The organism is Gilvimarinus sp. 1_MG-2023, from assembly GCF_030548285.1.
In genome coordinates, this window is the sequence record NZ_JAUOSC010000691.1 from 1 (window position 1) to 303 (window position 303).

Genomic DNA, 303 nt, shown 5'->3' on the forward strand with positions numbered 1-303 from the left:
GGGTATAACGGCTCAGGGCAGATTTGCAGAAGTGAGGATTGTGGCTGAGATAACGGTCGGGCTGAATATCGTAATTGGTAAAATTACAACGACCGCCACCCGACATCAGAATCTTTTTACCGGCTTTGTTGGCATGATCCAATAGCCGTACAGAACAGCCGCCGGCCGCCGCTTGAGCAGCACACATCAGCCCGGCAGCACCGGCCCCGATAATGATGACATTTGTGTGATTTTTCATTTATTTATCCAAATATTAACCAGCCCAACAAGCGCTTGCCGCCAAGGCATTGACTGGTATTATGC

The 303-nt window shown here is 49.5% G+C and carries 1 protein-coding gene; it reads right to left on the bottom strand.

Features of this window, described 5'->3' with window-relative positions; genetic code table 11:
• A partial coding sequence (locus Q4563_RS18640; RefSeq protein ID WP_303605571.1) for an NAD(P)/FAD-dependent oxidoreductase occupies positions 1-238 on the bottom strand: 238 nt, incomplete at its 3' end.
• Positions 239-303 lie beyond the last annotated feature (65 nt).